Here is a 26912-nt window from a genome sequence, read left to right as displayed (position 1 = left end):
AGGGCGTTCGTTAAACGCCCTGCAATTGATTGCGGTAGTGCTGATAAACCTGTTGATACGCCGCCACGTGCTCGGCCACCGGACGGGTTTCGCTCTCGGGGTCAAGACTCACGCAACGTTCACTCAGGGCGTGCAGTGACTCTCCGGTGCCCTGGGCGTGCGAATGACACCATGCCGCCTGGATTGCAGCACCCAGTGCCGCGGCTTCGGCGCCCGTGGTGCAGATGACCGGGGTGTCCATGATGTCGGCGACGATCTGCCGCCAGATCGCGCTCTTGGCGCCGCCGCCGATCAGGCGGATGTTGGCGCTTTTGATGCCGCTGTCGCGCAGCAGGTCCAGGCCGTAGCGCAGCCCGAAGGTCGTGCCCTCGACCACAGCGCGGCACAGGTTGGCCTGATTCAGGTTGGTGCTGTCCAGCCCCAGAATGCTGCCGGTGGCGTGGGGCAGGGCGGGCACACGCTCGCCGTTGAGGAAGGGCAGCATGAGTACGCCTTGTGCGCCGATGGGCGAGGACGCGATCGCGGCATTGAACGCACCGATGTCCAGGGCAAACAGCTCGCGGATGGCGCTGGTGGCGTTGGTCAGGTTCATGGTGCAGATCAGCGGCAGCCAGCCACCGGACGACGAACAGAACGTCGCCACCGACGGTTGCGCACTGACGTTGGCTTCGTCGGCAAACGCATACACCGTACCGGACGAGCCCAGGCTCATGGTGATCGATCCCGGGGCGATGTTGCCGGTGCCGATGGCGCCCATCATGTTGTCGCCGCCGCCGCTGGACACAATGGCGTTGGGGTTGATGCCCAGACGTTCGGCAATCGCCGGCAGAATCGTGCCGACCGCCTCATGGGCTTCCAGCAATTGAGGCAAGGCGTTGACCAGCCGGCCTGTCGAATCGATGTGCCGCAGGAGGTCGAGGTCCCATTCGCGGGTGCGGACGTTGAAATAGCCCGTGCCCGAAGCATCACCAAACTCGCTGCAGCAGCGGCCGGTCAGCCAGTAATTCAGGAAGTCATGAGGCAGCAGGATCTTGTCGATACGCGCAAACAGCTCAGGGAACTGCTCCTTGGTCCAGAGCAGTTTCGACACGGTGTAGCCCGGCGCGATGGCAATGCCCAGGCGCTCCAGCGAACCCGCTTCGCCACCCAGGTAGTCCAGCAGCCGGTCGTTTTCCGGTGCCGACTCGGTGTCACACCACAGTTTGGCCGGGCGCAACACATGGCCGAGCTCGTCGATCATCACCAGCCCGTGTTGCTGGCCGGACACGCCGATGCCCTGAATCTCGGCACCGGAAATGCCGGCCTGCGCGAGCGCAGCGGTGGTGGCCTGTTCGAAGGCGTTGAGCCATTCCTGCACGTCCTGCTCGCGGCGCCCGTTGGCACCGCTGATCATGTGATGCGCGCCCGAGCCTTCGCCCAGGACCTTGCCGCTGACGGCGTCAAGGACGATTGCCTTGGTGCCCTGGGTGCCGCAATCGATGCCAAGAAACATGTTCACCTCTTCCCTATGCGCTCAGACGGTTTTCGCTAACAGGTTTTCCAGGGTTTTGCTGACGCCCAGTTGCTTCAGGCTGTTCAGGTTGTGCTCGAACGATGCCACGAATTCAGCGGATTTCGGAATCGCCGCGCCAAAAATTTCTTCGACCTCCAACAGGCGTTGCGTGACCAGTACGTCATCGGCCACCAGCGCCTTGCAGAAGTCCGCGCGCGGGTCGACGACCTTGTATTCAACGCCGTTCTCGCCCTTGAAGTCGCGGTTCTTGTTGCCTTGCAGGTACAAGGCCCAGGCCGCGACCACCAGCGAGGCGCGGTCCATGTTGCCGCCGTCGACGATCAAGCGGTTGAGGGTCGGCACGGTGAACTTGGGAAACTTCGACGAGCCGTCGGAGCACACCCGCTCCAGTTGATCTTCGATGGCCTTGTTGGAGAACCGGTCGATCAGCGTCTGCTTGTAGTCGGTCAGATCGATGCCCGGAACCGGCGCCAGTTGCGGGGTGACGTCCAGGTCCATGTAGGTGCGGATGTAGTCGACGAACAACGGGTCGTTCATGGTTTCGTGAACGAAACGATAGCCCTTCAACGCACCCAGGTACGTCAGGGCAAGGTGGCTGCCGTTGAGCAGCTTGATCTTCATGTCTTCGTAAGGCGTCACGTCGTCTGTGAACTGCACGCCGACTTTTTCCCAGGCAGGGCGGCCGTTGACGAACGTGTCCTCCAGCACCCATTGCACGAACGGTTCGCAGACCACTGGCCAGGCGTCATCGATGCCTTTTTTGTCGTGCAGTTGCAGGCGGTGCGCCGTGCTGGTCATCGGTGTGATGCGGTCGACCATGGCGTTGGGGAAGCTGACGTTTTCGGCGATCCAGTCATGCAATTCGGCATCGCGCTGTTTGGCGAACGCCAGCAGCGCCTTGCGGGTCACGGCGCCGTTATGCGGCAGGTTATCGCAGGACATCAACGTGAACGCCGGGGTGCCTTCGGCGCGGCGTCGGCTCAAAGCGGCGCAGAGATAACCGAACACGGTTTTCGGTGTGGCCGGGTGCTGCAGGTCGTGCTGGATCTGCGGCAGGTGACTCATGAACTCGCCGGTGCTGTCGTCGATGCAGTAACCGCCTTCGGTGATGGTCAGCGAAACGATACGAATCTCGGGGCTGGCGAGCTTGTCGATCAGCGCCAGGTCATTGTCGGTGGACATCAGCATCTGGCTCATGGAACCGATGATGCGGGTTTCGGTGTCCGGGGTATCGCCCAGTTCGAACAGCGTGAACAGAAAGTCCTGGCTCTTCAGTGCTTCGAAATTGGCGCGGTCTTCCTCGCGCAGACTGACGCCACAGATGGCCCAGTCCAGCCCCTCACCGGTGTTCATCAATGCGTCTGTGTAAAACGCCTGATGCGCGCGGTGGAAACCGCCGACACCGATGTGGGCGATGCCCTGACGACGGTCTTCAAGGGCGTAGGTCGGCAATGCGATGCCAGCACCCAGGTTGGTAAGATTCTGCTTGTTCAGTTTCATGACGGCGGTCTCTGATTCTGTGATGTTCGTCGGCTCAGGCGGCGGCTTGCAGGGCCTTGCGAATGACCTGGCCCTGGGCGTCGAACAGATGGCAATGGGTGCTGTCCAGGTGCAGGTTCAGGGTTTCCCCGTACTGGCTGGCAAGGTCTCCGCGAATCCGCAGGGTCAGGGGTTCGCCGGAGGTCGTGCGCACGTGGCAATAGGTGTCACTGCCCAGGCGTTCACTGACGTCGGCGACCACTTTCAGCTGGCAATCACCTTCTTTGGCGAGCTCAAGGTGTTCGGGGCGAATGCCCAAGGTCACGGCATCGCCGACGCTCTGTTGCGCGTTGGTGAACGGCAGGCTGATGGTGGCGCCAGCGTCCAGCGTGACGTCGCAGCCGGTGCTGCTGACACGGCTGACCTTGCCTTTGAGAAAGCCCATTTTCGGCGTGCCGAGGAAGCCGGCGACGAACAGGTTGGCCGGGTGGTGATACAGCTCCAGCGGCGAGCCGACCTGCTCCACGCGTCCGCCGTTGAGCACGACCACCTTGTCGGCCAGGGTCATGGCTTCGACCTGGTCGTGGGTCACGTAAATCATGGTTGCTTCCAGCTCTTTGTGCAGGCGCGACAGCTCCAGACGGGTCTGCACGCGCAGTGCGGCGTCGAGGTTGGACAGCGGTTCGTCGAACAGGAAGATTTTCGGGTTGCGCACGATGGCGCGGCCGATCGCCACGCGTTGACGCTGTCCGCCGGACAGCTGCTTGGGCTTGCGCTCCAGCAACGGTCCCAGTTCCAGGATGCGGGCGGCTTCGGCGACTTTCTTCTCGACCTCGGCTTTCGGTGTGCCCGCCAGGTCCAGCGCGAACGACAGGTTCTTGCCCACGGTCATGTGCGGGTACAAGGCGTAGGTCTGGAACACCATCGCCAGGTCACGTTTGGCCGGGGTGACTTGAGTGATCTCTCGGCCATCGAGTTCGATGCTGCCGCTGGTGACGTCTTCAAGGCCTGCGATCAGCCGCAACAGGGTCGATTTGCCGCAGCCGGACGGACCGACGAAGACGACGAACTCACGGTCTTTGACGTCCAGGTCGATGCCTTTGATGATCTGGTGGCCGTCGAAGCCTTTTTGCAGATTTCTGATTGTCAGGTTAGCCATGTGGGGCTCCAGTTTTATTCTTCAAGAATTGCTGTAGATGATCACTAGACCTCTACACCGACTGTAAGAGCGCGCTTGCCCGCGATTGCGGTGGCTCAACGCAGAATTTATCGCTTGATGCACCGCAATCGCGGGCAAGCGCGCTCCTACAGGGTGGATGTCATTTCACTCCGGCTACTTCACCGCACCAAATGAAAGCCCGCGGACCAGTTGTTTCTGGCTGATCCAGCCGAAGATCAGGATCGGTGCACAGGCCAAGGTCGACACCGCCGACAACTTGGCCCAGAACAGACCTTCAGGGCTTGAGTAGGAGGCGATCAGGGCGGTCAGTGGCGCGGCGTTGGACGAGGTCAGGTTCAAGGACCAGAACGCTTCGTTCCAGCACAGGATCAGCGACAACAGCGCCGTGGAAGCCAGACCGCCTTTGCAGATCGGAATCAGCACCCTGAAAATTTCCTGGCGCGTGGTGGCACCGTCCAGCCGCGAGGCTTCGAGGATCTCGCCAGGGATGTCCTTGAAATAGGTGTAAATCATCCAGACCACGATCGGCAGGTTGATCAACGTGTAGATCACGATCAGGGCGATGCGCGAATCCAGCAGGCCAAACGTCTTGGCCAGCAGGTAGATCGGCATCAGCACGCCCACCGGCGGCAGCATCTTGGTGGAGAGCATCCACAGCAGGGTGCTTTTGGTGCGTTTGGTTTCAAAGAATGCCATCGAGTACGCGGCCGGCACCGCGATCAGCAGGCACAGGAGTGTGGCGCTGAAGGAAATCAGGATCGAGTTCCAGGCAAAGTGGAAGTAATCGCTGCGTTCCTGAATGTGCAGGTAGTTTTCCAGGGTCGGCGTGAAGATGAACTGTGGCGGCGTGGCGAAGGCGTCGATCTCGGTCTTGAAGCTGGTCAGCACCATCCAGAAGATCGGGAAGAAAATCAGCGCCGCGATCGCCCACGACAAGGTGCCGAGCAGCACGCTTTGCAGGCGACGGGATTGTTTGAGCGTCATCATGACCTTGCCCTCAAGACTTGTCGGTGAGGTTTTTGCCGATCATCCGGATCAGGATGATGGCGGCAATGTTGGCAATGACCACGGCAATCAAGCCGCCTGCCGATGCCATGCCCACGTCGAATTGCAACAGCGCCTGGTTGTAGATCAGGTAGGCGAGGTTGGTCGAAGCGAAGCCCGGACCGCCGTTGGTGGTGGTGAAGATTTCCGCGAACACCGACAGCAGGAAGATGGTTTCGATCATGACCACCACGGCGATGGGGCGCGCAAGGTGAGGCAGGGTCAGGTGCCAGAAGATCGCGATGGGGCCTGCACCGTCCAGCCGCGCGGCTTCTTTCTGCTCCTGGTCCAGGGACTGCATGGCGGTCATCAGGATCAGGATGGCGAACGGCAGCCACTGCCAGGACACGATGATGATGATCGACAGCATCGGGTAATTCGCCAGCCAGTCCACGGGCTGTGCGCCGAACAGCTTCCAGACCGAGGCAAGAATCCCGGAAACCGGGTGAAAGATCAGGTTCTTCCAGATCAGTGCACTCACCGTGGGCATGATGAAGAACGGCGAGATCAGCAACACGCGCACGATCCCGCGACCCAGAAACTCACTGGCTTCCAGCAACGCCGAGATCAATACCCCGAGGATCACGCTGATGGCCAGCACGCTGCCGACCAGCAGCAGGGTGTTCAGGGCGCCTGGCAAAAAGCCTGCGTCGGTCACGAAGAACTCGAAGTTCTCGAGCCCGACGAATTCGTTCTCGCCCGGGTTCAGCAAGTTGTAACGAATCAGCGAAAAGTAAATGGTCATGCCCAGCGGGACGATCATCCAGACCAGCAGCAACAACACCGACGGGCTGACCAGAAACCAGCCGGGTTTGGTGACGCTGCCTTTGGAGGAGGACTTTTCGTCGGTCGAGGCCGTACGAGGGGTAATGGTTGACGTGTTCATGATGACTCCGAACCGGGGCAAAAGCGTGAACGTGGCAGCAGTGGCGGGTTGCCGACTGCTGCCTTGAAGCAACGGGCGTTATCCCTTTTTCGGGTAACCGGCTCGCTTCATTTCACGCTCGGACACGCTCTGCGCGTTGGTCAGTGCCTGATCGACGGAAGAGGTGCCGACCAGCGCCGCAGAGAACTGCTGGCCCACGGACGTACCGATCGACTGGAACTCAGGGATGGTCACCAACTGGATGCCGACATAAGGCACAGGCTTGAGGGTCGGCGATTTTGGCGTCACGGCCTTGAGCGATTCCAGGGTGATGTTGGCGAACGGCGCGGCTTGTTTGTACGCATCGGTGTAGGTCGACGCGCGTGTGCCTGGCGGCACGTTGGACACGCCGTCTTTCTCGGCCACCAACGCCGCGTACTCTTTGGACGTCGCCCACTCGGTGAAGGCGCGTGCGTCCTTGTCGTTCTTGGCGCTGGTCGGAATGGCCAAGGCCCACGAATACAGCCAGGCCGAGCCCTTGTCGGTCACTTCGTGTGGAGCGTAAGTGAAGCCTACGTTGTCGGCCACCTTGCTCTGGGACTTGTCGGTGACGAATGAACCGGCGACGCTGGCGTCCACCCAGATGGCGCATTTGCCACTGTTGAACAGCGCGAGGTTTTCGTTGAAGCCGTTGCTCGAAGCGCCAGGAGGGCCGTCTTTCTTCATCACGTTGGTGTAGAAGGTCAGCGCGTTTTTCCATTCAGGCTGATCGAACTGCGGTTTCCACTGTTCGTCGAACCAGCGCGCCCCGAAAGCGTTGGCCACGGTGGTGATCAATGCCATGTTTTCACCCCAGCCGGCCTTGCCACGCAGGCAGATGCCATACTGTTCTTTCGATTTGTCGGTGAGCTTGTCGGCGAATTCGGAAATCTGCGTCCAGGTCGGACGTTCCGGCATGGTCAGGCCGGCCGCCTTGAACAGGTCCTTGCGGTAATAGGTGATCGAGCTCTCGGCGTAGAACGGCAGGGCGAAGAGTTTGCCGTCGACCGACAAGCCGTCGCGCACGGACGGAAAAACGTCATCCAGCGCATAGGACGCTGGCAGGTTGTCCATTTCTTTCAGCCAGCCTTTCGCGCCCCAGAGTGAGGCTTCGTACATGCCAATGGTCAGAACGTCGAACTGACCGCCCTTGGTGGCGATGTCCGTGGTCAGGCGCTGGCGCAGTACGTTCTCTTCGAGGACGACCCACTTGAGTTTGATATCGGGATGCTGTTCTTCGAAGGTTTTCGACAGCCGCTGCATGCGGATCATGTCGCTGTTGTTGACGGTGGCGATGGTCACGTCGCCAGCTTCGGCCAGGGTGGCCAGGGTTGAGAGTGTCAGACAGGTGCCAGCCAGCAGAACTTTTGCAGAGGTCTTCATTTATCACTCCTCTTCTGTGTCCCGAAGGACGGCAGAAGCTTGGTTATTGTTTTTGTTCCTTCCGGAGACATGGAAGAAGGTCAGTTGATTACAACGGTCTGCAGGGACGTTGACAAATCCTGCGACGCACTGGAACTGATACTTTCTTGCACTGGGAGTTCAGGCGGCGGCACACCGAAACGGCGTTCCGGCAGGGCCTGGCGCAGTTCCAGCGTAGTAGACGAAGGCGGGAAGTGGGTGAATCAGTACAGGTTTTGCTCAGTCAGCCGCTGCACGGCGAGGCGCCGATAGTGCGAGGGTGTCATGCCTTTAAGCTTTTGAAAGCGCCGGTTGAAGTTGGAAATATTGTTGAAACCGGACTCGAAACACACGTCGGTTACCGGCTTCTCGCCATCGGCCAGCAGTTCACAGGACTTGCTGATGCGCAGGCGATTGACGAACTCGACAAACGTGCGCCCCGTGGCCTGTTTGAACACCCGGGAGAAATAGGTGGGTTTCATCCCCAAATGGTCGGCGACCTCTTCCAGGGTCAACTCCCGTGCATAGTGAGCGAAGATATATTCAACGGCCTTGTTGGTGCGCTCGACTGCGTGATCGTCCGACAGCTGCGAGGCCATGGTGCCGGACAGCAGCTGGAAGTCGTCACTGGCGGCCAGTAACTCCAGCAGAATGAAGAAATGGCCCAGGCGGGTCATCCCGGAGGAGTCGGCGATCTTCTGCATCAGCTTCATGGCCTGACGGATCGTGCGCTTGCAGCGAAACTCGATGCCGTATTGCGCACGCTCCAGCAGGGGCGTCAGGGTCTTGAGCTCGGCGAACACCTGGTTACCGCTGTTGAGCAACTCCTCGGTGAAGTTCACCAGCATGTCGCGCTTGGGCACGACCTCGTCTTCCTCGACCTGGCTGATCCAGTTATGCGGCAGGTTGGGCCCGGTGAGAAACAGCGTGCCCGGATAGAAGTTGCCGATGTAATCCCCGACGAACACCTTGCCAGAGCTGGCCACGATCAGGTGCAACTCGTATTCCTTGTGGAAATGCCAGCGCACCAGCGGGCAGGGAAAACCGTGTTCGCGGTAGATGATCGACAGGCCGTTGTGGTCGTCCATCAGCTCGTAGGAAGGGTCGGTGATTCTTGTTGTTTTGGTCATGCTGTTGCCGGGATTCAGGGGAGAGCCTGGGCGTAATGTGCACTAATTAACCCAAGTAATACAGAGACGAGGCCTCAAACGAAAACCACTTCGACCTTACCTTCCTTGCGTGAGCGTGGCGCTGGCTTCACCACAATCTGAACATCACGCCCAAGGCGCGCCAGACATTCAATCATTTTAGTTTCGCTGATGCCCCTGAACTTTCCTCGCAACATTTCCGACACCTTGGGCTGTGTGATGCCCAGGATTTCTGCCGCCTGGGCTTGAGTCAGATGTCGCGCCTTGAGGATGCTGCCGATCTTGGCGGCCAGTTGCGCCTTGACCAGCATCTCGTTCGCGTCGGCGATCCCGAGGTCGGCATAAACGTTACCGCTACCCTGTTCCATTTCAGTCATGGGTCAGTCCTTTCCAATGAGCTTCCGCTGCCAGCAGTCGACTTTTGACGAGAGCGATGTCGTGTTGAGGTGTTTGCGTTTTTTTCGTGGATTTTTTTTGGAAGCAGTGAAGTACGTAGACCGCATCGCCGAAACGCACTGTGTAGATGGCGCGATAGGTGTTCCCATGAAAGTCCTCGACAATCTCCAGAACACCGGCATGGCCAAAACCTTTAAGTGGTTTGGTTTCCGAATGTTTGCCACCCGTTTGCGCGAGGTACAAGGCATATCCGAACGTGTCTTGCACAACCGAGGGCATGCTGCTGAGATCCTTTCTGCTACTGGCCACCCAAAAAAGCGGCTTTTCAAATCCGTATGACATGCTGGAAATTATACCTATATGGGTATGAGGTCAACCTGTTGACTTTGCTCCAACGGGCCGGGGCCGTCACTATTGCGACTCGTCACCTTCAACGCTACGTCGGAACTGTAAGCATATGAAAACAATCCTCGTCATCGGCATCGGCGCGGGCAATCCGGAGCACATCACGGTTCAGGCCATCAAGGCGCTGAACCGGGCGAAGGTACTTTTTATTCTCGACAAGGGGTACGCCAGCGACGATCTGGTGCGGTTACGCCGGGACCTGTGCGAGCAGCACATCCAGGGCGATGATTACCGGCTGGTTCAAGTGCGTGACCCTGAACGCGAAGACGATCCGCAGTCCTACCGCAATGGCATCGAGCAGTGGCATGAGCAGCGTGCGGCGCTGTTCGAGCAACTGATCGCCGATGAGGTCGGGGAAGAGGGGATTGGCGGGTTTCTGGTCTGGGGCGATCCGGCGTTGTACGACAGTACGTTGCGGATCCTTGAGCGCGTGCTGGCGCGAGGCCGGCAGGCGTTCGATTACGAGGTGATTCCAGGCATCACCAGTATCCAGGCCCTGGCCGCACGACACCGCGTGCCCTTGAACCGCATCGGTGAACCCATCCAGATCACGACCGGCCGGCGTCTGGCTCGGCAGCCAGGCGCCGAACTCGACAACGTGGTGGTGATGCTGGATGCGCGCACCACCTTCGAAGAGTTCCTCGACCAGGACCTGCACATCTATTGGGGCGCTTATCTGGGGACGCCGGATGAAATCCTGATTGCCGGTCCGCTGCGCGAGGTCTGCGAGCAGATCAAGCGCACCCGCGAAGCGGCGCGAGCAGAGAAGGGCTGGATCATGGACACCTACCTGCTACGCCGCCCGCTGGATTGAACGCGTCCTGAACGCCTGGCGCTCAGGCGTTTTTGTTTTTCGCCTCGATCCACTGCGCCATGTACTGCGTGCTCTTGTGCTGGTGATGACGAAGCATCGCGCCGGTGAAGTTGGCCGTACGGTGGGCCGACAGGTTGTCCCGCAACTGGTTGATACGTTCGATCAGCGTGGCCGCGTGCCGGTTATGCTGGAACCGCGCCTGCAATACCGCCCAGCCGGCCCGTTGAGCCTCTTCCCAGCGCAATGGATCTTTGTACAGGCGAACCGCGGCGTCGGCGATTGTCTGCGCATCGCTGGCGATGGCACCGGGAAACGGCAGGTCGCCATGCATGGCCTCAGCACCAATCGGGGTGGTCACCGTCGGCGTGCCACAGGCCATCGCGTCGATGATTTTGCCTTTGATGCCAGCGCCAAAGCGTATCGGCGCAAGGGACACTCGGGCTCTGGACATCACCTCCAGCGCATCTTCGGCCCAGTTCATGATGTGGAAGCCTTGAGCGGCGTTATGCAGCGCCGTGGCCTTGGGTGGGGTGTAAGCACCGTAGACGTGCACGTGGGCGGTGGGTAGCTGCTGACGAATCAGTGGCCAGATCGTGTTCTTCAGCCAGAGCACGGCATCCCAGTTGGGCGCATGTCGAAAATTGCCGATGATCAGGAAATGCTCCCGCGCTTCGAAAGACGGGGCCTGCTCGGAAACCTCGCGCACCAGTAACGGCGCCCAGTGCAGCAGGGAGGCGGGCATGCGGAACTGTTCAGTCAACAGCTCGATTTCTATGTCCGACACCATCAGACTCAGGTCGCTGCGATAGATCGCGGCGATTTCCCGCTGGGCGATGTCGGTCCCCGACATGTGCGAGAACAGCGTGTCTCGGGGCATCTGAAAGTAGTCCGCGAGTTCGCTGTCCGGCTGGCCTTGTAGCAGGTCCTTGATCAACTGATGACGGGTGTGACGCATGCTTTGCAGGTCGGACGTTTCGAGTACACGCACGGCGTTTGGGCAGTGTTTCTCGACCCGCCAGCCGAATTGCTCCTCGATGACGTACTGGTCGAACACCACCACATCCGGCTGCAGTTCAGAGACAAAACTGTCGAAACTGCTGTTGTTCAGCTCGATCGCGACTTCCGTGATGCCCAGTGCCGCCAGATCAGCCTTGTGCTCGCCCTCGGTGGCAGGGCTGGCAAAGGTGATTTGCCAGCCCTGCTCGAGGAAACAGTCGATCAATTGCATGACATGACCGCTGGCGGCCGACGAACGCGGCTCCGGCCATACGTAGCCGATGATCAGGACATGGGTGTGGCGGTCGGCGGAGAGGTGTTCACTGGCCAAGAATGCTTTTCACTTTGTCGCGCAGCTGGTCAATGGAGAACGGCTTGCCGATCAGGTGTGTGCCTGGCGGCAACTCTATGTTTTCGGCGTAACCGCTGGCAAACAGAATGGGCAGAGAGGGTCGCAGTTCGGCGGCGTTTTTCGCCAATTTGATGCCGTCCATGTCTGGCAACCCTTTGTCGGTCATCAGCAGATCGATCTTCTCGTCTGTTTTTTGCAGAAAGGCCATTGCCTCTTTACCGTCGGCCGCTTCGAGCACGCAGTATTCGAGTTCTTCGAGAACGTCGACGATCAGCATCCGGACGATGCCGTCATCTTCAACCACCAGAATCGTGCTGGCTGGGTCGGACATGTAAATTTTCCTTGGAAATGTCGGGGTCCTGATCGGACAAGGTACGTCCGATCAGCTGAATAGCGACTCAATAACTGACCTGGCAATTGTGACAAGTTCCCGCCGTCAACGACACAATTCAAATGAGTGTGATGGCGCTAAGGAATCACTCAAACGTATAGTACGCCGAGTTTTGTCCTACAGCTAAAGTCTGAAAATTCAATCTTGTATGTAAGAAGCTGGAGTTTTTTGCTGAAGTTTACGGCAAACTCCGTCGTTTAGCCGAATTCGCCCTGGGGCCTTGCGATGATCCAAAACTCTGCAGTCGATGAGCAACGTTTCCGCAAACTTCTAAGCCGCAACGTCAGTTTGCCCTTGGCAGTCGGTGTGCTCAGCGGCGCTTTTTTCGTTGTGCTGATCTCGTACCTGCTATCTGTCATCCAGTGGGTCGAACACACCGATCGGGTGATTAACAACATCAACCGTTCCCTGAAGCTGTCGGTGGACATGGAAACCGGCATGCGCGGCTTCCTGTTGACGGGCGATGAGCGCTTCCTCGATCCCTATGAAGTCGCCAAGCCGAGCATCATTGCCGAGCTCAAAGGCCTGGAAGACCTGGTGGCGGACAACCCCGATCAGGTCGACCGCTTCAAACGTCTGGCGGCGATGCAGGAGACGTGGAATCAGTTTGCGCAGGAAATGATCACCCTGCGGCGTACCAACGGCGATTACGCAACACCGATTCAAAACCGCCGGGGCAAGCGGCTGGCCGACGAAATTCGTGAACAGTACGATCAGGCAACGAATATCGAGCATCAGTTGCGTCTGACGCGTAATACCGATGTGACCCACACCACGGTAATCTCGGTCTCGCTGTACATCGTATTCATTCTGATTGTCAGCGGTATCCTCGCCTGGGTAGGGCGCCGTGACATGACCACGCTGTCCAGCACCTACACCGCCAACCTCAAGGCCCAACAGGAAGACGCCGATCGTCTGGCCCACGTTGCATGGCTGCGCAATGGTCAGAGCGAGCTTGCCGAGCAAGTGATCGGGCAACTGACATTGAATCTGCTGGGGCGCAATGTGCTGCAGTTCTTCGCTCAATACTTGGGAGCCGTGGTGGCGGCGGTCTACGTGCGTCAGGAGCACGGCGGCCTGGTGCGTGTTGCTTCTTACGGGTTTTCGCGCCAACAGGAGCTGCAGGAACAGTCGATCTACAACGGTGAGGGCGTGGTGGGCAAAGCGGCCGAGCAGGACCAGATCATCAGGCTGGACGACGTACCGCAGGATTACTTCAAGGTCTCCTCGGGCCTGGGCGATGGCTCACCGCGCAGCGTGGTGGTGGTGCCGACCAGCAACGACGATCAGGTCAACGGCGTGATCGAACTGGGTTTCCTGCGCGAGCTGACCGCGCGTGACCTCGAGTTCCTTGAACTGGTGGCCGAAAACGTCGGGACGTCCATCGAAGCGGCGCGTTACCGCCAGCGTCTCCAGGAAGTGCTGGCTGAAACCCAGCAACTCAACGAAGAACTGCAGGTGCAGCAGGAAGAACTGCGCACCGCCAACGAGGAACTGGAAGAACAGTCGCGGATCCTCAAGGAATCCCAGGCGCACCTGGAGACCCAGCAAGCCGAGCTTGAGCAAACCAACGAGCAGCTGGCCGAACAAGGCAAGGCGCTGGCAGAGCAGCGTGATGCGCTGGACCGCAACAACGAAGAGCTGAGCGTGGCGCAAGTCGAGCTCGAAGCGCGGGCCGACGAACTGCAGCGGTCGAGCAAGTACAAGTCCGAATTCCTCGCCAACATGTCGCACGAGCTGCGCACACCGCTGAACAGCTCGCTGATCCTGGCCAAGCTGCTGGCCGAGAACCCGCAAGAGAACCTCACCGAGGAGCAGGTCAAGTTTGCCGAATCGATCTATTCCGCCGGCAACGACCTGTTGAACCTGATCAACGACATTCTCGACATCTCCAAGGTCGAGGCGGGCAAGCTGGACATGCGCCCGGAAAACAGCAGCGTCAGCCGTCTGGTCGATGGCCTGCGCATGACGTTCGAGCCGCTGGCGGCCGACAAGCAATTGCAGTTCTCGGTGGAAGTGCAGCCGGGCGCGCCGGTGTCGCTGTACACCGATCGCCAGCGTCTGGAACAGATCCTCAAAAATCTGCTCTCCAACGCGGTCAAATTCACCGAAGCGGGCGCGGTCAGCCTGACCGTGTCGCGTCAGCCGGGCGAGGGCATCGCCTTTACCGTGCGCGACTCCGGTATCGGCATTGCCGAAGACCAGCAGGAAAGCATTTTCGAAGCCTTCCGTCAGGCCGACGGGACCACCAACCGCCGCTATGGCGGCACGGGCCTGGGCTTGTCTATTTCCCGTGACCTGGCCAAGCTGCTGGGCGGTTCGATTTCGGTCACCAGTGCGCCGGGGCAGGGCAGTATCTTCACCCTCGTCTTGCCTGAGGAGTATGTGGAACATCCGCTGAACCCGTATGTGGAGACGCCGCCTGCCGCCGTTCAGGCGGCACCCAAGCCTGCGCCGGTTGCCCCGGTACCGGCGCCTGTCCCGGTCAGCCAACCCATTCCGCGATTTGCCGATGACCGCGAAAAGGCCCCGTTCAACAAGCGTTGCATTCTGGTGATCGAGGATGAGGTGCGTTTTGCCCACATTCTCTACGACCTGGCGCACGAACTGGGCTACAACTGCCTGGTCGCCCATGGCGCAGACGAAGGGTTCGATCTGGCGTCGAGCTTCTTGCCGGATGCCATTCTTTTGGACATGCGTCTGCCGGACCATTCCGGTCTGACCGTGTTGCAGCGCCTGAAAGAGATGCCGAGCACCCGGCACATTCCGGTGCATGTCATCTCCGTCGAAGACCGTCAGGAAGCCGCGTTGCAGATGGGCGCCATTGGCTACGCGGTCAAGCCGACCACGCGCGAAGAGCTCAAGGACGTGTTCGCGCGCCTGGAGGCCAAATTGACTCAGAAGGTCAAGCGCGTGCTGCTGGTCGAAGACGATGCCTTGCAGCGCGACAGCATCGCGCGCCTGATCGGCGATGACGACGTCGAGATCACTGCGGTGGGTTTTGCGCAGGACGCCCTGGAGCTGCTGCGCGACAATGCCTATGACTGCATGATCATCGACCTGAAACTGCCCGACATGCTCGGCAATGACCTGCTCAAACGCATGTCGACCGACGAGATCTGTGCGTTCCCGCCGGTCATCGTTTATACCGGGCGTAACCTGACCCGCGATGAAGAAACCGAGCTGCTCAAATATTCACGCACGATCATCATCAAGGGCGCACGCTCCCCGGAGCGCCTGCTCGACGAAGTCACCCTGTTCCTGCACAAGGTCGAATCGCAACTTTCCAACGAGCGGCAGAAGATGCTCAAGACCGCACGCAGCCGCGACCGGGTGTTCGAGGGCCGCAAGATCCTCGTGGTGGACGACGACGTGCGCAACATCTTTGCGTTGACCAGCGCGCTGGAGCACAAAGGCGCCATCGTCGAAGTCGGCCGGAACGGCCTGGAAGCGATCGAGAAGCTCAACACGGTCGACGACATCGATCTGGTGTTGATGGACGTGATGATGCCTGAGATGGACGGCTACGAAGCCACCGCCGAGATCCGCAAAGACCCCCGCTGGCGCAAGCTACCGATCATTGCCGTCACCGCCAAGGCCATGAAGGACGATCAGGACCGCTGCATGCAGGCGGGATCGAACGATTACCTGGCCAAGCCGATCGATCTGGATCGTCTGTTCTCGCTGATTCGCGTGTGGCTGCCGAAAATGGAACGTATCTGAATGGATCGGATCAATTGACCACGCCCGCAGAAAGACCAGGTTTTATCGATGGCCAATGAGCGAAATACCGATATCGAATTGCGCTTGTTGATTGAGGCGATCTATCTGAAATACAGCTACGACTTCCGCGATTACTCGGGCGCGTCGGTCAAACGACGTGTCGCCCATGCCCTGCGTCAGTTCGAGTTGAAGACCATCTCCGCCTTGCAGGAACGTGTGCTCCACGATCCTTCGGCGTTCATGCAGTTGTTGCAGTTCCTGACGATACCGGTCAGCGAGATGTTTCGTGACCCGACCCACTTCCTGGCGATCCGTCAGGAAGTGGTGCCGCTGCTCAAGACCTATCCCTCGCTGAAAATCTGGATCGCCGGATGCAGCACGGGTGAAGAGGTCTACTCGATGGCCATTCTGCTGCGTGAGGAAGGACTGCTCGACCGCACGATCATCTATGCGACCGACATCAACCCCACATCTCTTGAAAAAGCCAAGCAAGGCATTTTCTCGATGGAAAACATCCGCGCCTACAACGAGAACTACCTCAAGGCGGGTGGCAAACGGTTGTTTTCCGAGTACTACACGGCCGCTTACGATTACGCGATTTTCGACAAGACGCTGCGGGAAAACGTGACCTTCGCCGATCACAGCCTGGCCACTGACAGCGTGTTCTCTGAAACCCAGTTGATCTCCTGTCGCAATGTGCTGATCTACTTCAACAAGAAGTTGCAGGACCGGGCGTTCGGTTTGTTTCATGAGTCCTTGTGTCACCGCGGATTTCTGGTGCTCGGCAGCAAGGAAACCCTGGAGTTTTCCGGCTATAAAGATCACTTCGAGCCCTTGGTCAAGCAAGAGCGGATCTACCGAAAATCATGAGAACGTCCTTTCCGGGCACCGCCCCGGATCAGCCTGCGCTGCCCAGGGTCGACGTAATCGTCGTTGGCGCGTCTGCGGGCGGTGTCGAGGCGTTGCTAAAAATTTTTCGCCCGTTGCCGAAGGGGTTCGGGCTTCCGATCATTGCGGTCCTGCATCTGCCCGAGGAGCGTCGCAGCTTGCTGGCGGACGTGTTCCGCGCGCAGTTGGCAATACCGGTCAAGGAAGCGGACGACAAGGAATCCATCGTCCCCGGAACCCTCTATTTTGCGGCGCCCGGTTATCACCTCTCTGTGGAGTCGGACTTCACGTTGTCGTTCAGCCAGGAGGAGCGTGTGTATCACTCGCGCCCCAGTGTCGATTTTCTCTTCGAATCGGCGGCCGATGCGTATGACGGCAGGCTCGCAGGGGTGTTGTTGACCGGTGCCAACAACGATGGTGCCCAGGGAATGGCACGAATCAAGGAATACGGTGGTCTTACCGTGGTCCAGGACCCGGCCCTGGCGTTGGCGCGTACCATGCCCGACGCAGCGCTGGCCTTGCACACACCAGACTTTCTCCTGCCTTTGCCCGACATTGGTCTATTGCTTGTCGAGCTGGAACGAATTGCATGTTGAGTGAAATCAAAGCGAAGTTGCTGATCGTCGACGATCTGCCGGAAAACCTGCTCGCGCTCGAAGCGTTGATCAAACGCGAGGACCGGCAGGTGTACAAGGCGCTGTCGGCCGACGAGGCGCTGTCGTTGTTGCTGGAGCACGAGTTCGCCATGGCGATTCTCGATGTGCAGATGCCAGGCATGAATGGCTTCGAGCTTGCGGAAATGATGCGCGGTACTGAAAAGACCAAGAGCATTCCAATCGTCTTCGTCAGTGCGGCCGGGCGCGAACTGAACTACGCCTTCAAGGGCTACGAAAGCGGCGCGGTCGACTTCCTGCACAAACCGCTGGATATCCATGCGGTGAAGAGCAAGGTCAACGTGTTCGTCGACCTGTATCGCCAACGCAAGGCGATGAAGCAGCAGGTCGAAGAGCTCGAGCGCAGCCGTCAGGAGCAGGAAGCGCTGCTGCGCGAGTTGAAATCGACACAGAACGAACTCGAGCACGCGATCCGCATGCGCGATGATTTCATGTCGATCGTTTCCCATGAGGTGCGCACGCCGTTGAACGGCCTGATCCTCGAAACCCAGCTGCGCAAGTTGCACCTGGCCAAGGACAACGCCTCGGCGTTTACCATGGACAAGCTCAAGGCTATGGTCGATCGCGACGAGCGGCAGATCCAGAGCCTGATTCGTTTGATCGAGGACATGCTTGATGTGTCGCGCATCCGGACCGGCAAGCTGTCGATCCGCACCAGCCCCTTCGATCTGTCGGAACTGGTGGTCAATCTGGTGGAAAGCTACGCTGCGCAGATTGCTGCGGCCGAAAGCGTCGTGACCCTGCACGCCAGCGAGCCTGTGATCGGTGTCTGGGACGAGTTCCGCATCGAGCAGGTGGTGGCGAATCTGCTGACCAATGCCCTGCGTTATGGCGCTCACAAGCCCATCCAGGTGCGCGTGTACAGCGAGGGCAGTGAAGCTCGGGTGGAAGTGAAGGACCAGGGGATCGGCATCAGTGCCGAGAACCAGAAGCGCATCTTCCAGCAGTTCGAGCGCGTGTCGGCCAGTCATGCGGTGTCGGGACTCGGATTGGGGTTGTTCATTTCCGATCAGATTGTGGCGGCTCACGGCGGCACGATCAGCGTTGAAAGTGAAGAAGGCTGCGGTTCGCTGTTCCGCGTCAGCTTGCCGCTTTAAGGGCGTTCCTGGCCCTGCAGGTACGGGCCAGAGCGGTGCAGGTCAGGTTTTCTGTCACCGGCGCCGGGCACTCAAGACCATTAAGATAAATAACTGATTTTTCTGCGCAACCTCCAGCGCGGCCCATGGTCGTAATGGCAGCTATCTACAAGATCGAAGGCGTTCCAATGAGCTCTGATGCAGAAAATGTCGTACTCATCGTCGAGGACGAGCCGCTTATTCTGATGCTGCTGTCCGACTACTTGTCGGGCGAGGGGTATCGGGTGTTGCAGGCGGAAAACGGCGAACAGGCATTTGAAATCCTCGCCACCAAACCGCACCTGGACCTGATGATCACCGACTACCGCCTGCCCGGCGGTGTCTCAGGGGTGATGATCGCCGAGCCTGCGGTCAAGTTGCGACCCGAGCTGAAGGTGATCTTCATCAGCGGTTACCCGGCCGAAATCGTCGAGTCCGGCAGCCCGATTGCGCGCAAGGCGCCGATTCTGGCCAAGCCGTTCACCATGGACACCTTGCACTCGCAGATTCAGCAGTTGTTGAATTAGTTTGCCGCGCCTGGCCGCTGCCCCGGTGGGAGCGAATTCATTTGCGAAAAGGGTCCAGACGATAGAGAGTCATCGACTGTACGGACCCTTCGCGAATAAATTCGCTCCCACAGCAGGCACGCGTAGCGCCTCAGCGCTCAATCCTCAATCATCTCCCGCACCTTGGCGGTCAACTGATCGAATGCGAATGGTTTGGTGATCATCTGCATGCCGGTGTCGAGAAACCCTGCGCGTACGCCCGCGTTCTCCGCGTAGCCGGTGATGAACAGCACCTTGAGGTCCGGGCGCATCTGGCGGCCGATATCGGCCAGTTGGCGCCCGTTCATGCCGGGCAGGCCGACGTCACTGATCATCAGGTCGATGCGCTGACCGGACTCCAGGATCGGCACTGCACCCACCGCGTCTGCGGCTTCCAGCCACGCATAGCCCAACTCGCCCAGCACCTGGCTCACCAAGGCGCGGACCGCAGGATCGTCCTCGACGATCAGAATGGTTTCGCCTGCACGGGCTTCGACTTCCTGGCTCTGAGCGTCGGCTTCGTCTTCTTGCTTGTTGCCGTGGAAACGCGGAAGAAACAATTGCACCGTGGTGCCGTGCCCGACCTGGCTTTCGATGGACACATGGCCGTGTGACTGCTTGGTAAAGCCATAGATCATCGATAACCCGAGCCCGGTCCCCTGACCGATGGGCTTGGTGGTAAAGAACGGGTCGAACGCGCGGCTGATTACGTTCTCCGGCATGCCGGAACCGGTGTCGGTCACGCTGAGCACCACGTAATCACCCGGCAGCAGGTTCTCGTAGGCATTGGTGAAGTCACGGTCCAGCTTGCGATTGAAGGTCTCGATCATCAGCATGCCGCCGTTGGGCATGGCATCCCGGGCGTTGAGCACCAGGTTGAGCAGGGCGCTTTCCAGTTGGTTGGGATCGGCTTCGGCCGTCCACAGCTCCGGTTCCAGACACATGTCCAGGCGAATGCTTTCGTTGACGCTGCGATGCAGCAACTCGCCCATGGAATTGACCAGCTCGTTCATCTCCACAGGCTTCGAATCCAGCGATTGCCGTCGAGAGAACGCCAGTAAGCGATGGGTGAGGGCAGCGGCGCGATTGGCGGAGGTCACACCCAGGTCGATCAGGCCGTCCAGGTCTTCGGTTTTGCCGCGCGCCAGTCGGCGCCTGAGCAATTCCAGGCTGCCAATGATGCCGGTGAGCATGTTGTTGAAGTCGTGAGCGATACCGCCCGTGAGTTGCCCGACGGCTTCCATCTTTTGCGATTGACGCAGGACTTCTTCGTTGTGCCGCAGTTGCGAGGTGCGCTCTTCGACCTGTTGCTCGAGGGTTTCGTTAAGGCGGCGCAACTGGGTTTCGGCAAGTTTTCGTTCCGTGATGTCCGAGGTCACGCCGGCCAGCAGACTGACCCGGCCATTGCGCGCCCGGATCGCTCGGGCACGTACGTCCACCCAATGCAGAGAACCGTCGGCCCACACGTTACGAAACTCGATGATGAAGTCATCGCCCGTGTCCAGGCTGTGCTGCAAAGCGGACTGCATACGCGGCTGGTCTTCGGGGAATACCGACTCGAGCCATTCAGGGTAGGTAAAGGGCGTCTGTTCGCTGCGCCCGAAGTGGACCTTGCTGATGTCCGAACAGGCCAGTTCGAGGAACTCGGCTTCCAGTTGCCAGGACCCCAGCCGACCGGCCTTGAGCGCGTGCTGAAGACGCTGCTCGCCTTCGACCAGGTCTTCCATGCGGCTGCGCGCTTCGTACTGACGTCGACGGCCCCGGACAGCAGTGGAGACCAGGCTGACCAGCGTTGCCGGATGAAAGGGACGTTCAAGAAAGGTGACATTGCCGAGCATCTTGCCCAGTCGTGAGGAAGGATTCTGCTCCGGCCCGCCGTGGTGGGTCAGGAGCACGATCGGCACATCCGACCATGCAGGCTGGTTGGCCAGCAGGCTCAGCAAGGGATTAAGGTCGGCCCCGCGTAGGGCTTCGTCCGCGACGATGGCGAGGCCTGCGCCGGACATGAGCTCCTTGCACAGGCCGGCCAGGTCGTGGGTGATGAGTGCCGGGAAACCTGCTTCCTGCAGGATCATCAAGGCAATCTGGCTGTCCCTCCCGCGAGGCGCCAGGATCACTGCGCGTTCCGATAGCTGTCCCGGTGTACTCACACGTCCTCATCCCGCAGCAGCGGATTGCTCTCGCCGGAATAATGCGGCACGCCGCGTAATACGCCTTGAAAGGCTTCCAGTGGGGCGCCGATTTTCAAACCGGTGCCACTGATGCGGTATTCACGGATGGTCGATTCATGGGTGCCCGTACGTTTCTTGATGATGGAGATCGCGCGACGCACTTTGCCCAGCGCTTCGAAATAACGCAACAGCACCACGGTGTCGGCCAGGTAGGTAATGTCCACGGGAGAGCGCATGTCACCGACCAGGCCGTGTTGCGCCACGGTCATGAACGTCGAGGCGCCTTGACGGTTCAGGTAGAGCAGCAGTTCGTGCATGTGCAGCACCAGAGCGTTCTCTTCCGGCATCGCCGCCTGATAACCGTTGAGGCTGTCGATGACCACGGTACGAATGTGTTTCTCATCCACACTGCGGCGCACGCGATGCGAAAATTCGCCCGGTGACAGTTCGGCGGCGTCGACTTGCTCGATCAGCAGGTTGCCGGTGCGCTGCAAGGCGTCCAGATCGATGCCGACTTTTTTCATGCGCTCGAACAGCAAGCCCAGTTCTTCATCGAAAATGAACAGCCCGACTTTTTCACCCCTTGCCACGGCCGCGGCTGCGAATACCAGAGAGATCAACGATTTGCCAGTGCCCGCAGGGCCCAGAATCAACGTGCTGGAGCCGCTGTCAATACCGCCGCCCAGCAGCGCATCCAGCTCGGGAATGTTGCTGCTGATCGTTTTGCTCTCGTATCTGCTGCGGTGTTCGGCTGCCACGAGGCGGGGGAAGACGTGGATACCGTCTTCCATGATGTTGAAATCGTGGTAACCACCACGGTACTTCTGCCCTCGGTACTTGACCACCCGCAGACGCCGACGCTCGGCACCGTAAGTGGGCGTCAACTCTTCAAGGCGGATCACGCCGTGCGCCACACTGTGCACGGTCTTGTCCAGAGCCTCGGTCGTCAAGTCGTCCAACAGGATCACCGTGGCGTCGTAGCGGGCAAAATAGTGCTTGATCGCCAGGATCTGCCGGCGATAGCGCAACGAGCTTTGCGCCAGCAGACGGATTTCCGACAGGCTGTCGATGATGACTCGCTTGGGCTTGACCCGTTCAACCACCTCGAAAATCTGTTTGGTGGCTTCGCCCAGTTCAAGGTCCGACGAATACAACAGGCTTTGCTGGTGCTCCGCATTGAGCAGATCTTCAGGTGGCGTCAGCTCGAACACGTGGATGTGTTCACCCAGGTCCCAGCCATGGGATTTGGCGCCGTCGCGCAGCTCGCGTTCGGTTTCTGACAGCGTGATGTAAAGACAGCGTTCGTCCGCCGCCGCGCCCGCCAGCAGAAACTGCAGCGCAACGGTGGTCTTACCGGTTCCGGGTTCTCCCTCAAGAAGAAATACATGACTGCGTGAAAGACCCCCCGCAAGGATGTCGTCCAGGCCCACGATGCCGGTTGCCGCTTTTGATGTAGTCAAGAATCGCCCTCTTGCGACCTGAGAAAGGGTGGGTGCCGAAGGTTGCACGGCTGCCCGTGGCAGCGGCGATGACCAGGAGATTCTGGTTCTGCACTGCCATCACTCTGGACCGTAGCCATTTGTAACCGTTCAGTTTTTCCAGTGGCAAACTGCGATCTGTCCCGACGAAACGCCCGTTGGAGTCCGGCAAATGGCACAACCGTGGCCTGCGACGGTTATCGGCTGTTGATATAGTCCGGCGTCATGGATTTCTCCCTACAGACCCCTCAAGGATTCTCGCCGTGTCTGATTACAGCGCTTTCAAGGTCGAGCTCACCGATCACATCGCCCACGTGCAGATCAATCGTCCGGAGAAGATCAACGCCATGAACGCGGCGTTCTGGCGCGAGATCATCGACATTTTTCAATGGATCGAAGACACGGACGAGGTGCGTGTCGTGGTGCTCAGCGGTGCGGGCAAGCATTTTTCGTCGGGCATTGACCTGATGATGCTTGCCTCGATCGCCAATGAGCTTGGCAAGGATGTAGGTCGCAACGCACGGTTGTTGCGTCGCAAGATCCTGCAGATGCAGGCGTCATTCAGTGTGGTGGACCGTTGCAGCAAACCGGTACTGGCCGCCGTGCAGGGCTACTGCATCGGCGGCGCCATCGACCTGATCAGCGCCTGCGACATGCGCTACGCGGCGGACGACGCGCTGTTTTCCATTCGCGAGATCGACATGGGCATGGCGGCCGACGTGGGCACCCTGCAGCGACTGCCACGCTTGATTGGCGACGGCATGATGCGCGAGATGGCGTACACCGGACGTAACGTCAAGGCCGACGAAGCTTTGCGCATCGGCTTGGTCAACCGCACGTTCGCCGATCTGCCGCAGTTGCTGGACGGCGTCTTCGAGATCGCCCGTGAAATCGCCGCCAAATCCCCGATCGCCATCAGCGGCAGCAAACGCATGATCGGTTATATGCGCGATCACAGTGTGGACGATGGTCTCGAATACGTTGCCACGTGGAACGCTGCCATGTTGCAATCGGCGGACCTGAAGCTGGCGATGGTTGCTCACATGGGCAAACAGAAGCCGGTCTTCGATAATTGACCGGCGAACCCGATTTCGCCGGCGCCTGTTGCCGTTGAGCCTCTCGTGCGGAGCCTCGGGCGGTGCAGGTCGCTGACTAGAGGAGTTCTTGCATGACGCGCCCCAGGCGTTGGACCACCGCTGTGCTGGACACACAGGCAGCGGGCGGGTGGGCCGTGGTCCACAGTGATCAGGGTTTTCTGCGGGATGGCAACGGGGTGATGTTCCCCCGCGAGTGGCTCAAACGTCAGGCGTTGCCGCTGATCAGCGAGCACGGTATCGGCCATTTCGACGGCGAGCCCGTCTACGTGCAGGTCCTCAGGCACCCAGTGGAGCTGGAGGGCACGAGTTGGCATACGTTGCGCCAGTTCATGCTGGCCGACGATGCGGATGTTTTTCAGAAACTGGGTTATGCGGCGCAGATCAGCACCTGGGCGCGGGAACATCGGTTCTGCGGCAGTTGCGGTCAGCCGATGCAGCAAGTACCGCGCGAGCGCGCGATGTATTGCAAGGACTGCGACCTGCGTTCGTACCCGCGGATCTCACCCAGCATGATCGTGTTGATCACCCGTGGCGACGAGGTGTTGCTGGCCCGTTCGCCGCGCTTTGTGCCAGGCGTGTACAGCACGCTGGCCGGCTTCGCCGAGCCGGGCGAGTCCGCCGAGGACTGCGTGCGCCGTGAGGTCATGGAAGAAGTGCAGATCAAGGTCAAGAACATCCAGTACAAGGGCAGCCAGTGCTGGCCGTTCCCGCACTCGATGATGCTGGGCTTTCATGCCGAATACGACAGTGGCGAGATCGTGCCGCAGGCGGACGAGATCGAAGATGCGCAATGGTTCAGCATTCACGACATGCCGCCTTTACCGGCCAGCCGCTCCATTGCGCGTTACCTGATCGACCTGTACCTGGCGCAGAAATCAGGCGCCGCCGAACCAGTGTTGCCAGGCCAGGCGGACGGTTAAACCCAGCACCACGGTAATAAAAACAGGGCGGATGAACTTCGCGCCGCCCTGAATCGCCGTTCTGGCGCCTAGAAACGCGCCGACCATCAAGGCTGAGCCCATGCACAGGCCGATGGCCCAGTCCACCGACCCATTGATGGCGAATATCGTCAGGGCAGCTGCGTTGCTGACGAAGTTCATGCTGCGCGCCACGCCGCTGGCCTTGACCAGATCGACCGGGTACATGAGCAACGTGCTCACCGTCCAGAACGCGCCGGTTCCCGGCCCTGCTACGCCATCATAGAAGCCCAGGCCAAGCCCTTGCGGCAGTTGCCATTTGGTGTTGATCGGGGCGTCACTGTCGAGCGGTGCTTTGGGCGTTCCGCCGAACAACAGGTAGAGCCCGCAGCCGAAGACGATGACCGGGAGCATCTGGTTCAAAAGCTCGGCGGGCAGGTAATGCGCGACGACTGCACCGATCAACGAACCGACCGCAGTGCCAATCAGGCCGCGCGTCCACTGCTTCGGGTGAAACAGTTTGCGCCGATAGAACGTAAAACCTGCGGTCGCCGAGCCAAACGTCGAGCTGAGTTTGTTGGTGCCCAGCACCAGGTGCGGCGGCAGCCCAGCGGTCAGCAGAGCAGGGGTGGTCAACAGACCTCCGCCACCGGCAATGGCATCGATGAAGCCGGCGACAAAAGCGACAAGGGCGAGCACCACGAGCGTGGTGGGTTCAACGGTCAGTTCAAACGGCATGGATAAGGGCTTACTGGGCAGTCAGGCAGAATGGCTGCCCGGAAGCGCGGCATTCTACCTATAACGCGGAGCGTATTGCAGGGCGAATCGACCTGTCAGGACGAACACCTTAGTTGTGGAAGCCAATTCATTCGCGAGAGGCCGGTACATCCGACGGAAATGCATCGACCATCAAACCGATTCGCGAATGAATTCGCTCCCACAGGGGGATGCATTCCCATACCGATGCCAGCGTTGCTGGCTATGGCGGGTTCAAATATCCGACACCTTCACCCAACGCATCTCTTTCGCCGCCACGCGAATCGCGGTCGCCAGACGCTCTACCTCCAGCGCTTCGGCGAAATCGGGGCCTTCGTTGCCTAGTCCGCACAGCGCCTGAATCAACGCATGCACTTCCAGTGTCTTCAGTTCGTTGTAACCCAGTTGATGCCCGGGCGCGGGGCAGAAGGCGGCATAGCCCGATTGCGTCGGCCCCGCCAGAATCCGTTGAAAACCATCGTGGCCCGGTGCGCCAGCGCGATACAGCCGTAACTCGTTCAGGCGTTCCTGATCGAAGGAGAGCGTGCCCTTGGTGCCGCTGATCTCGAAGCTGAGGTGGTTTTTGTAGCCGTGCTTGAGCCAGCTGCTGCCAAACGTGCCCCGCGCACCGTTGGCAAAGCGCAGCAGGGCGTAGGTCTGATCGTCGATGGCGATCGGCCGCTGCTCCTGACTGCCGTGGGTGGCCGGGCGCTGTGCATGAACCGTCTGGGAATCTGCGCACACCGCTTCGACATCACCCAGCAGGTAGCGGGCCATGGCTAGCAGATGACTGCCGAGGTCTGCCAATGCGCCACCGGCATGGGCCTGTTCGCAGCGCCACGACCAGGGCTGCTGGGGATCGCCCATGAAGTCCTCGCTGAACTCGCCTTGAAAGCTGACGATCTGCCCAAGATCGCCGCTTTCGATCATCTGCCGGGCCAGGCCAATCATCGGGTTGTGCTGATAGTTGTAACCGACCCGCGTCACCACGCCGGCAGCCTTTGCCGCGCGTTGCATCTCCCGCGCCTGTTCGAGGCTGACGGCGAGTGGTTTCTCGCAGTACACGGCTTTGCCCGCCTCGAGCGCGGCCATCGCCATGGGAAAGTGCAGGTGATTGGGCGTGGTGATGGCCACCAGTTGCACGCTCGGGTCGCTGATGAGCTGTTGCCAGTCAGCATGACTGCGATCAAAGCCCCAGGATCGGGCACACTGCTCGGCTCGGCCAGCATCGGCATCCGCCAATGCGACAAGTTTGAGGTTGACCGGGAGTTCGAAGGTGGTGCGGGCATTGTGAAAAGCCAAGGCGTGTGCCCGTCCCATGAAACCCGTACCGATCAGGCCGACGCCAAGATCCGGAAGAAACGATTCGCGCATAACAGCGTGTCCTTGAAGGGTTGTTGTTGTGCGGAAAATGTATTCGCTGAGAAGGTGGGATGGAATCTTTATTCCATCAGAAAAACCTCACATTGACCTCAATCTGAAAGGCAGTCAGCGAATGAGCAGGTTTGGAACACCTCTGCGAGAT

Annotated in this window: 23 protein-coding genes; 8 read left to right on the top strand and 15 right to left on the bottom strand. The window is 59.7% G+C overall.

Annotation, left to right across the window (positions count from 1 at the left end):
* Window positions 1-10 precede the first annotated feature (10 nt).
* The 9 genes from xylB to BLS87_RS24700 form a co-directional block, all read right to left on the bottom strand.
* Window positions 11-1492 (bottom strand): xylulokinase, encoded by a 1482-nt coding sequence (gene xylB, locus BLS87_RS24740; protein ID WP_074756661.1) that lies wholly within the window; start codon window positions 1490-1492, stop codon window positions 11-13.
* A gap of 21 nt (window positions 1493-1513) precedes the next feature.
* Window positions 1514-3013, bottom strand: coding sequence for a mannitol dehydrogenase family protein (locus tag BLS87_RS24735; protein WP_074756659.1), 1500 nt, complete (start codon window positions 3011-3013; stop codon window positions 1514-1516).
* 34 nt (window positions 3014-3047) lie between these two features.
* The gene (locus BLS87_RS24730; RefSeq protein WP_074756657.1) at window positions 3048-4151 is read right to left on the bottom strand and encodes an ABC transporter ATP-binding protein; all 1104 of its coding nucleotides are present in this window, start codon (window positions 4149-4151) and stop codon (window positions 3048-3050) included.
* A 174-nt stretch (window positions 4152-4325) separates the two neighbouring features.
* Entirely contained in the window at window positions 4326-5159 is an 834-nt protein-coding gene (locus tag BLS87_RS24725) for a carbohydrate ABC transporter permease (RefSeq protein ID WP_074756655.1), read from the bottom strand.
* A 10-nt stretch (window positions 5160-5169) separates the two neighbouring features.
* Window positions 5170-6102, bottom strand: a complete 933-nt coding sequence (locus tag BLS87_RS24720; protein WP_074756653.1) for a carbohydrate ABC transporter permease — start codon at window positions 6100-6102, stop codon at window positions 5170-5172.
* A 78-nt stretch (window positions 6103-6180) separates the two neighbouring features.
* Complete coding sequence (locus BLS87_RS24715; protein ID WP_074756651.1) at window positions 6181-7503, bottom strand: ABC transporter substrate-binding protein; 1323 nt, start codon at window positions 7501-7503, stop codon at window positions 6181-6183.
* A gap of 242 nt (window positions 7504-7745) precedes the next feature.
* On the bottom strand, window positions 7746-8651 hold the full coding sequence (locus tag BLS87_RS24710) for an AraC family transcriptional regulator (protein WP_074756648.1): 906 nt from the start codon (window positions 8649-8651) through the stop codon (window positions 7746-7748).
* A gap of 74 nt (window positions 8652-8725) precedes the next feature.
* Window positions 8726-9046, bottom strand: a complete 321-nt coding sequence (locus tag BLS87_RS24705) for a helix-turn-helix domain-containing protein (protein WP_074756646.1) — start codon at window positions 9044-9046, stop codon at window positions 8726-8728.
* The gene (locus tag BLS87_RS24700; protein WP_279616230.1) at window positions 9039-9407 is read right to left on the bottom strand and encodes a type II toxin-antitoxin system RelE/ParE family toxin; all 369 of its coding nucleotides are present in this window, start codon (window positions 9405-9407) and stop codon (window positions 9039-9041) included. The genes BLS87_RS24705 and BLS87_RS24700 overlap by 8 nt, the downstream gene beginning before the upstream one ends.
* A 115-nt stretch (window positions 9408-9522) precedes the next feature.
* Between BLS87_RS24700 and cobF the strand changes: the two genes are divergently transcribed.
* The gene (cobF, locus tag BLS87_RS24695; protein WP_074756642.1) at window positions 9523-10284 is read left to right on the top strand and encodes a precorrin-6A synthase (deacetylating); all 762 of its coding nucleotides are present in this window, start codon (window positions 9523-9525) and stop codon (window positions 10282-10284) included.
* A 22-nt stretch (window positions 10285-10306) separates the two neighbouring features.
* On the opposite strand, the gene BLS87_RS24690 is transcribed toward cobF, so the two are convergent.
* Entirely contained in the window at window positions 10307-11611 is a 1305-nt protein-coding gene (locus BLS87_RS24690; RefSeq protein WP_074756640.1) for a glycosyltransferase, read from the bottom strand.
* Entirely contained in the window at window positions 11601-11963 is a 363-nt protein-coding gene (locus tag BLS87_RS24685) for a response regulator (RefSeq protein ID WP_074756638.1), read from the bottom strand. The genes BLS87_RS24690 and BLS87_RS24685 overlap by 11 nt, the downstream gene beginning before the upstream one ends.
* Window positions 11964-12248: 285 nt before the next feature.
* Between BLS87_RS24685 and BLS87_RS24680 the strand changes: the two genes are divergently transcribed.
* The 5 genes from BLS87_RS24680 to BLS87_RS24660 all read left to right on the top strand — a co-directional run bounded on the left by BLS87_RS24680 (window position 12249) and on the right by BLS87_RS24660 (window position 18950).
* Window positions 12249-15746 carry a response regulator gene (locus BLS87_RS24680; protein WP_074756636.1) on the top strand — a complete coding sequence of 1166 codons (3498 nt, stop codon included), beginning with the start codon at window positions 12249-12251 and terminating at the stop codon, window positions 15744-15746.
* Between the two features lie 48 nt (window positions 15747-15794).
* Window positions 15795-16616 carry a CheR family methyltransferase gene (locus BLS87_RS24675; RefSeq protein ID WP_074756634.1) on the top strand — a complete coding sequence of 274 codons (822 nt, stop codon included), beginning with the start codon at window positions 15795-15797 and terminating at the stop codon, window positions 16614-16616.
* Window positions 16613-17230 (top strand): chemotaxis protein CheB, encoded by a 618-nt coding sequence (locus tag BLS87_RS24670; RefSeq protein WP_074756632.1) that lies wholly within the window; start codon window positions 16613-16615, stop codon window positions 17228-17230. The genes BLS87_RS24675 and BLS87_RS24670 overlap by 4 nt, the downstream gene beginning before the upstream one ends.
* Window positions 17224-18405, top strand: coding sequence for a hybrid sensor histidine kinase/response regulator (locus tag BLS87_RS24665; protein WP_074756630.1), 1182 nt, complete (start codon window positions 17224-17226; stop codon window positions 18403-18405). The genes BLS87_RS24670 and BLS87_RS24665 overlap by 7 nt, the downstream gene beginning before the upstream one ends.
* Window positions 18406-18572: 167 nt before the next feature.
* Window positions 18573-18950 (top strand): response regulator, encoded by a 378-nt coding sequence (locus BLS87_RS24660; RefSeq protein WP_062381871.1) that lies wholly within the window; start codon window positions 18573-18575, stop codon window positions 18948-18950.
* A 137-nt stretch (window positions 18951-19087) separates the two neighbouring features.
* Here BLS87_RS24660 and BLS87_RS24655 read toward each other — a convergent pair whose 3' ends face one another.
* Complete coding sequence (locus BLS87_RS24655; protein WP_074756628.1) at window positions 19088-21118, bottom strand: response regulator; 2031 nt, start codon at window positions 21116-21118, stop codon at window positions 19088-19090.
* Complete coding sequence (locus tag BLS87_RS24650; protein ID WP_074756626.1) at window positions 21115-22599, bottom strand: ATPase domain-containing protein; 1485 nt, start codon at window positions 22597-22599, stop codon at window positions 21115-21117. The genes BLS87_RS24655 and BLS87_RS24650 overlap by 4 nt, the downstream gene beginning before the upstream one ends.
* A 281-nt stretch (window positions 22600-22880) precedes the next feature.
* Between BLS87_RS24650 and BLS87_RS24645 the strand changes: the two genes are divergently transcribed.
* Window positions 22881-23693, top strand: a complete 813-nt coding sequence (locus BLS87_RS24645) for a crotonase/enoyl-CoA hydratase family protein (protein ID WP_074756624.1) — start codon at window positions 22881-22883, stop codon at window positions 23691-23693.
* 92 nt (window positions 23694-23785) lie between these two features.
* Window positions 23786-24634 carry an NAD(+) diphosphatase gene (nudC, locus tag BLS87_RS24640; RefSeq protein WP_074756622.1) on the top strand — a complete coding sequence of 283 codons (849 nt, stop codon included), beginning with the start codon at window positions 23786-23788 and terminating at the stop codon, window positions 24632-24634.
* Here nudC and BLS87_RS24635 read toward each other — a convergent pair.
* Entirely contained in the window at window positions 24590-25369 is a 780-nt protein-coding gene (locus BLS87_RS24635; RefSeq protein WP_074756620.1) for a TSUP family transporter, read from the bottom strand. The genes nudC and BLS87_RS24635 overlap by 45 nt on opposite strands.
* A 252-nt stretch (window positions 25370-25621) precedes the next feature.
* Complete coding sequence (locus BLS87_RS24630) at window positions 25622-26761, bottom strand: Gfo/Idh/MocA family protein (protein WP_074756618.1); 1140 nt, start codon at window positions 26759-26761, stop codon at window positions 25622-25624.
* Window positions 26762-26912 lie beyond the last annotated feature (151 nt).

The organism is Pseudomonas abietaniphila (assembly GCF_900100795.1).
Taxonomy (GTDB): Bacteria; Pseudomonadota; Gammaproteobacteria; order Pseudomonadales; family Pseudomonadaceae; genus Aquipseudomonas; species Aquipseudomonas abietaniphila.
Note: the sequence above shows the minus strand (reverse complement) of the source record. Positions and strands in the feature narration are given on the sequence as shown.

Coding starts and splice junctions, on each gene's coding strand:
- BLS87_RS24705 (WP_074756646.1), bottom strand. CDS start 9,046: ATGACTGAAATGGAACAGGGTAGCGGTAACGTTTATGCCGACCTCGGG.
- BLS87_RS24670 (WP_074756632.1), top strand. CDS start 16,613: ATGAGAACGTCCTTTCCGGGCACCGCCCCGGATCAGCCTGCGCTGCCC.
- BLS87_RS24710 (WP_074756648.1), bottom strand. CDS start 8,651: ATGACCAAAACAACAAGAATCACCGACCCTTCCTACGAGCTGATGGAC.
- BLS87_RS24660 (WP_062381871.1), top strand. CDS start 18,573: ATGAGCTCTGATGCAGAAAATGTCGTACTCATCGTCGAGGACGAGCCG.
- BLS87_RS24680 (WP_074756636.1), top strand. CDS start 12,249: ATGATCCAAAACTCTGCAGTCGATGAGCAACGTTTCCGCAAACTTCTA.
- BLS87_RS24720 (WP_074756653.1), bottom strand. CDS start 6,102: ATGAACACGTCAACCATTACCCCTCGTACGGCCTCGACCGACGAAAAG.
- nudC (WP_074756622.1), top strand. CDS start 23,786: ATGACGCGCCCCAGGCGTTGGACCACCGCTGTGCTGGACACACAGGCA.
- BLS87_RS24675 (WP_074756634.1), top strand. CDS start 15,795: ATGGCCAATGAGCGAAATACCGATATCGAATTGCGCTTGTTGATTGAG.
- BLS87_RS24735 (WP_074756659.1), bottom strand. CDS start 3,013: ATGAAACTGAACAAGCAGAATCTTACCAACCTGGGTGCTGGCATCGCA.
- BLS87_RS24700 (WP_279616230.1), bottom strand. CDS start 9,407: ATGTCATACGGATTTGAAAAGCCGCTTTTTTGGGTGGCCAGTAGCAGA.
- BLS87_RS24630 (WP_074756618.1), bottom strand. CDS start 26,761: ATGCGCGAATCGTTTCTTCCGGATCTTGGCGTCGGCCTGATCGGTACG.
- BLS87_RS24635 (WP_074756620.1), bottom strand. CDS start 25,369: ATGCCGTTTGAACTGACCGTTGAACCCACCACGCTCGTGGTGCTCGCC.
- BLS87_RS24715 (WP_074756651.1), bottom strand. CDS start 7,503: ATGAAGACCTCTGCAAAAGTTCTGCTGGCTGGCACCTGTCTGACACTC.
- cobF (WP_074756642.1), top strand. CDS start 9,523: ATGAAAACAATCCTCGTCATCGGCATCGGCGCGGGCAATCCGGAGCAC.
- xylB (WP_074756661.1), bottom strand. CDS start 1,492: ATGTTTCTTGGCATCGATTGCGGCACCCAGGGCACCAAGGCAATCGTC.
- BLS87_RS24725 (WP_074756655.1), bottom strand. CDS start 5,159: ATGATGACGCTCAAACAATCCCGTCGCCTGCAAAGCGTGCTGCTCGGC.
- BLS87_RS24665 (WP_074756630.1), top strand. CDS start 17,224: ATGTTGAGTGAAATCAAAGCGAAGTTGCTGATCGTCGACGATCTGCCG.
- BLS87_RS24730 (WP_074756657.1), bottom strand. CDS start 4,151: ATGGCTAACCTGACAATCAGAAATCTGCAAAAAGGCTTCGACGGCCAC.
- BLS87_RS24685 (WP_074756638.1), bottom strand. CDS start 11,963: ATGTCCGACCCAGCCAGCACGATTCTGGTGGTTGAAGATGACGGCATC.